The 5,728-nt window shown below is 38.7% G+C and carries 4 protein-coding genes; all 4 read right to left on the bottom strand.

Annotated elements, in window-relative coordinates; translation table 11 throughout:
* Window positions 1-1,516: family 10 glycosylhydrolase (locus AACZ30_RS12520; protein WP_339649715.1), on the bottom strand; the 1,516-nt coding region annotated here is incomplete at its 3' end.
* Window positions 1,517-1,571: 55 nt separating this feature from the next.
* Window positions 1,572-2,390: an N-acetylmuramic acid 6-phosphate etherase gene (murQ, locus tag AACZ30_RS12515; RefSeq protein WP_208223596.1), complete on the bottom strand. Its 819-nt coding sequence runs from the start codon at window positions 2,388-2,390 to the stop codon at window positions 1,572-1,574.
* An 18-nt stretch (window positions 2,391-2,408) separates the two neighbouring features.
* The gene (locus AACZ30_RS12510) at window positions 2,409-3,983 is read right to left on the bottom strand and encodes a beta-N-acetylhexosaminidase (protein WP_339649714.1); all 1,575 of its coding nucleotides are present in this window, start codon (window positions 3,981-3,983) and stop codon (window positions 2,409-2,411) included.
* A gap of 82 nt (window positions 3,984-4,065) precedes the next feature.
* The gene (locus AACZ30_RS12505; protein WP_339649711.1) at window positions 4,066-5,331 is read right to left on the bottom strand and encodes a sugar MFS transporter; all 1,266 of its coding nucleotides are present in this window, start codon (window positions 5,329-5,331) and stop codon (window positions 4,066-4,068) included.
* Between the last annotated feature and the right edge of the window lie 397 nt (window positions 5,332-5,728).

The following is a 5,728-nucleotide window of genomic DNA, read 5'->3' as shown; positions in this document are numbered from 1 at the left end:
CTCCTACTTCTTTCTGCAAATCCTGACTTCTTTTTTCGGAATTTAAAATTTTATAATCCCAGTTTCCGGTTTCGTATTTAAAGTATAGCACCCATTTGTGAATATCCTCATCATTTTCAACGCCCCAGGTCATTTCAATCTTATCAAGATTTTCATTCACCGTGACATTTGGAATTTCCGGTGGGGTGTTATCTAACCAGGGACTTGGTGGAACCAGGGTTTTCTTTCTGTAAGGTCCTTCTTTTATTGCTTTTGCCAATTCCTTATTTTTCAACAAGGGACCAATACTCCAATGCACGGCACCTTTACTCTGCGGAAGCATTCCGCGGGTAATCATAATTTGATTGATAACTTCGGTAATATGCATTTCATCACCTTCCCCACCAACATTCATTCCCGGCCATAAATGGCGTTGTTTGGTGTTTTCACTTTGCCACCACCCCAATAATTCCGGAAAACTCTGCCCAAGCTGACTTATTTTCCAGTACAATTGCGGGGTGTAGTAATCTATCCAACCTTCATTTAACCAAAGTTTAGCATCGGCATATAATTTATCATACTGGTCATACCCCTGAACAGATTCAGGATACCCCGGGCGCCAAATCCCAAAAGGACTTAATCCGAATTTTACATGAGGTTTTTCTGCTTTAATTTCCTCGTAAATCCTTTTAATAAAAACGTTTACGCTTTCTCTACGCCAATCGCCACGAGAAAGTTCACCCCCAGCAGCCTGATAGGCTCTCCAGCTCTTATCATCTGGAAAATCTTTACCATTATTATAAGAATCGTAGGGATAAAAATAGTCGTCAAAATGAATCCCGTCAACATCATAGCGCTTTACAATATCCATCACTACTGCTGAAGATCGATCTTGTGTTCCTTTTTGGGCGGGATCCATCCACCACATTCCATTTTCCAGTTCCACGACAAGACCAGGATTGGTTTTAATAACCGATTTTTCGCTGATTTCTTTTCCTGTGGTATGATGAGCGCGATAAGGATTTAACCAAACATGCAACTCTAAACCACGTTCATGAGCAGCATTTATCCAAAATTTAAGCGGATCGTAATAAGGATCAGGGGCTTTTCCCTGTTCTCCGGTAAGATAATAAGACCACGGCTCTATTTCACTGTCGTAAAGAGCATCGGCCTGCGGACGTACCTGGAATACTACTGCATTAAAATTATGTTCTTCTAAAAAATCGAGCAATTCCAGCGCTTCTTGCTGTTGTGCTGAAGTTGAAAGACCGGGTTTGCTGGGCCAGTTGATATTGGCAACGGTGGCCACCCAGGCTGCCCGGAATTCTTCAATATTTTTTGGAGTATTTGGATCCCATTTTACCTCATCTTCTTCTGGAGTTGCTGGAGCTTCAATTTCCTCTGGGATTTCTTCAACAACTTCTTCAGATTCAGGTTTTTCCTGGGGTTGGGGTTGGGGTTGTGGGGCATCTTTTGTTGTTTTACAGGAAAAGAAAAACATAAATAGCACAAGGAGGGAAAGAATTGATTTTTTCATCGTGTAGAGTTTGAATAATTAACGGAAGATGCAAGCTTAAATTGAATATACAAAATTAAGCTTTTCGATAAGCTAAAACAGCCTCCCGAACACTTCCGTATTTCTGAAGCAAGCGAGCAGCTTCATTTTCTTCAACATTTAATTCTTCCATAATCATTCGGGTACCGCGGCCAACTAATTTTTTATTAGAAAGTTGCATATCTACCATTTTGTTACCTTTTACGCGGCCCAATTTTATCATTACCGAGGTAGAAATCATATTTAAAACCAACTTTTGAGCGGTTCCGGCTTTCATTCTTGTGCTTCCTGTTACAAATTCGGGCCCGGTAACTACTTCAATAGGAAATTCACTGGCGTCTGCTAACGGACTACCGGAACTACAGGTAACGCAACCGGTAATAATTCCTTTCTTTCTGGCTTCTTTAATTCCGCCTATTACATAAGGGGTGGTTCCAGATGCAGCAATTCCCACCAATACATCTTTTTCAGAGATTTGATATTCCTGAAGATCTTTCCAGGCCTGTTCGGTGTCGTCTTCAGCATTCTCCACTGCATTTCTAAGCGCGGTATCACCACCGGCAATTAAACCGATAACCATTTGATCTGAAACTCCAAAAGTTGGTGGACATTCTGATGCATCTAAGACTCCCAGCCTACCACTCGTGCCGGCACCAATATAAAAAAGTCTGCCGCCCACTTCCATTTTTAAAACTATCTCATCTACCAGTTTTTCTATTGCCGGAATTTGTTTTTCAACACTTTGGGGTACCGTTTTATCTTCCTTATTTATATTACTTAAAAGATCTGCAGTACTCATTTTCTCCAAATCGTTATAATTTGAAGTCTTTTCTGTATCGGGATTATTATTTTCCATTTTAAATTCAGTTAAAAATTACCACCTGGATTCCGGCATATATTCCGAAAAAACACCTTTATTTCTATCGCTGTTCCATTCTACCTCTGGAGTTCTAAAGTAATGCACATCCATAAGGTCCAGTCGCAATCCATGTTCACCTAATCTTTTTATAAAATTTTTGTAATCTTTATTTTCATCTTCACTCCAACCCACTTCTGCCATCGCAATTGTTCGCGGCCAAAACCTATCATCGGCAGCTTCATTAGAAAGTACTTTTTCGGTCCAAACCGGCGCTTCTACTCCTATAGTATTCGGATTTTCTGCTTTAAAAGTATAAGCATCCTTCAAAGAAACTCCTCTTTCCTGGCACCAGTTGTTTGTAAACTCCTGTCCGGGAATATTAGCATGATCAAAATAAAAACTTGAACAAAGGGACTCAATAACGCGTGTGTTCACTACACTTTCGGTATTCCAGTTCCAACGTTGATTAATAAAAGTGCTATCTACTTCAGCCTGGGTTACTTCTTCCCAGCCAATAGTAGTTTTTCCCAGCCCGCGAACAATAGAGTCTGCTTTTACAACAAATTCTTTGTATCGTTCATCTTTAATTTCATCTCCTCCAATATGTAAATAATCGCCGGTGGTTATTTTAGCCATTTCTCCTAAAACCGCTGCAACAAAATCGTAGATCTCTGGCTTATCCAGGCATAGTTTGCTCCAGCCTACTTTGTATTCATGAAAAAGTTGTGGCGGAGTCGCCATTCTTGGTTCAATATTTGCAAATTCGTCGCAATTTAATTCAGGATACGCCATTAATGCCGAATAAATATGGCCGGGCATATCAATTTCAGGAACTATTACAATATTTCTAGCTGCAGCATATTCCTGGATTTCTTTATATTCTTCCTGGGTTAAATATCCAGATCTACCGCCTTTAACGGCACCTTTACTTCCCAGTTCAGTCAATTTAGGTTTTTGCTTTATTTCTATTCGCCAACCCTGGTCATCGGTTAAGTGTAGATGAAGTCGGTTTAATTTATAAAAAGCCATTCTGTCTATATGCTTTTTAATATAATCTGGGCCAAAAAAACTACGGGCAATATCCAGCATGGAACCACGCCACTCGTATTTTGGACTATCTGAAATACTACCTTGTGGAAGTTTAATTTCTTCTAAAACTTTTTTATTTTCAATTTCAGCCGGGAACATTTGTCGTATGGTTTGAATTCCATAGAAAAGTCCTGCCTCTGAAGCTGCTTCTAAACTAACCACACTGGAAGTTATATCCAAGTTATAACCTTCTTTCCCCAGGCTTTCTTCAAGATTTGGATCAAGATTAAGGCTAAAACCGTTACAGTTTTCACCTTTCATAGTATAACTTTGCGTGTAAGTATTTTTCAACAATCGCTGCAGCCAGGCAGCCGATGCTTCTGCACCGGAATTAAAACAAACCACTGTTCTTTCCTGGAGTGTAAAGAAACCTTCTTTCCACTCAATTTCTGCCGGCTGCGGAATGATTGCCCGTTTTTCAGTTTGGGATTCTTGTGCGGATAAACCCCACTGAAATAACACTAAAAAAACTAAACTAACACTTAACTTTAAACTTTTCATTATAACAATATTTTACTCGATAATCGAAATTTAGAAATTTCAGGACTAACCCATACATCAGAAATTATTTCTCCGAGGTCGTTTACTTTATTTTATGCCCTTTTGCAGCAAAAAACCAGATATAAAGGTAACTTGGAATTACTATCCAGTAAGCCGATTGCGGATCAAAAGTATCTGCCAGGTAACCATAAATTAGCGGTAAAATAGCTCCCCCAGCAAGAGCCATGATTAAGAACGAAGAGCCCATTTTTGTAAATCTACCTAATCCATGAAGTGCCAGTGGCCAAATTGCGGGAAATACCAGAGCATTTGCTAAACCTAAAAGCGAAATGCAAAGCACTGAAATATACCCATCTGTAAAAATTGCAGCTAACCCGAGTATAATTCCAAGTATCCCCGAAATTTGCAAGGCTTTCTGCTGACTTATATATTTTGGAATAGTTACCGTACCAATTAAGTAACCTACAATCATGGCAATTAAAGTATAAGTGGTAAAATACTTAGCCACATCTGTTGCAATATCATGCCCATCACGTGCATAACTTATTACAGTATCTCCTGCAATTACCTCTACTCCCACATACAGGAACATCGCCAGAGTTCCTAATAATAAATTTGGAAACTGAAGCACACTGGTCTTGCTCTTATTAGCAGCAGCAAGGGTATCATCTTCTCCATCGGTTTCAATTTCAGGCAAAGCTGAATAATAAATAAGCACCGATAATCCTACCAAAATTACAGCCATAATTATATAGGGTGTAATTACGAGTGAAGCGAGTTCATCTAATTCAGCAGCTTTTGCGGCGGCACCCATTCCTTCAAGCCTTGCTTCTACCGCATCCATATTTTTCAGCAAAATTGCTCCGAAAATAATTGGAGCTAAGGCACCTGCAACTTTGTTACAAATTCCCATAATACTAATTCGCTTCGCTGCACTTTCAATTGGCCCCAGAATAGTGATATACGGGTTGGCGGCAGATTGGAGTAAAGCAAGCCCGGTTCCCTGAACAAACAATCCAAAAAGGAACATCGCGTAGGTTCTGGACATTGCAGCGGGAATAAAAATTAAAGCCCCTATGGCCATAACTATAAGTCCCAGGGACATTCCGTTTTTAAAACCTGTTTTCTTTAAAACCCAGGCTGATGGGATTGCCATTACAAAGTAAGAAATGTAAGATGCAAAAGCTACGAGGTAAGATTCAAAATTGTTTAACTGGCTGGCTGTTTTTAAAAAGGGAATAAGCACAGAGTTTAGCCAGGTAACAAAGCCAAAGATGAAAAATAACACCCCAATTATAACAATAGATCTACTGGTGTTGTTCTGGTTGGTTGCGGTTTCAGCTGCCATAGGTATTTATCTTATATAAGTTGAGAATTTATTTTTGGGTTAAACTTAACGCCTTTTAGCAAAATTCTAACATAATTGTTTCTTACAAAAAAAAGAAACTTTTTTACAACCACTACACACTTAAGTAAGTTTTTTTATAATTAACTAAAAGATTAACCATTTTTTTATTTAAATGAATTATTCGAAAAGCGATAATTTCTAAAATCGGTTTTCCATATTCTTATTATCTATCTTTCTTTTTAGGACTATGAAATAAACTATATTTGTAAACTTAAATTTGTTGATTACCTTTTAAGGAATTCAATTATTAAAAATACCCGATGAAGCATATTAGAAACTTCTGTATAATCGCCCATATTGACCACGGAAAAAGTACCCTGGCAGACCGTTTACTGGA

Origin of the sequence: uncultured Salegentibacter sp. (assembly GCF_963972535.1) — a bacterium.
GTDB lineage: Bacteria > Bacteroidota > Bacteroidia > Flavobacteriales > Flavobacteriaceae > Salegentibacter.
Note: the sequence above shows the minus strand (reverse complement) of the source record. Positions and strands in the feature narration are given on the sequence as shown.

Coding starts and splice junctions, on each gene's coding strand:
- AACZ30_RS12510 (WP_339649714.1), bottom strand. CDS start 3,983: ATGAAAAGTTTAAAGTTAAGTGTTAGTTTAGTTTTTTTAGTGTTATTT.
- murQ (WP_208223596.1), bottom strand. CDS start 2,390: ATGGAAAATAATAATCCCGATACAGAAAAGACTTCAAATTATAACGAT.
- AACZ30_RS12505 (WP_339649711.1), bottom strand. CDS start 5,331: ATGGCAGCTGAAACCGCAACCAACCAGAACAACACCAGTAGATCTATT.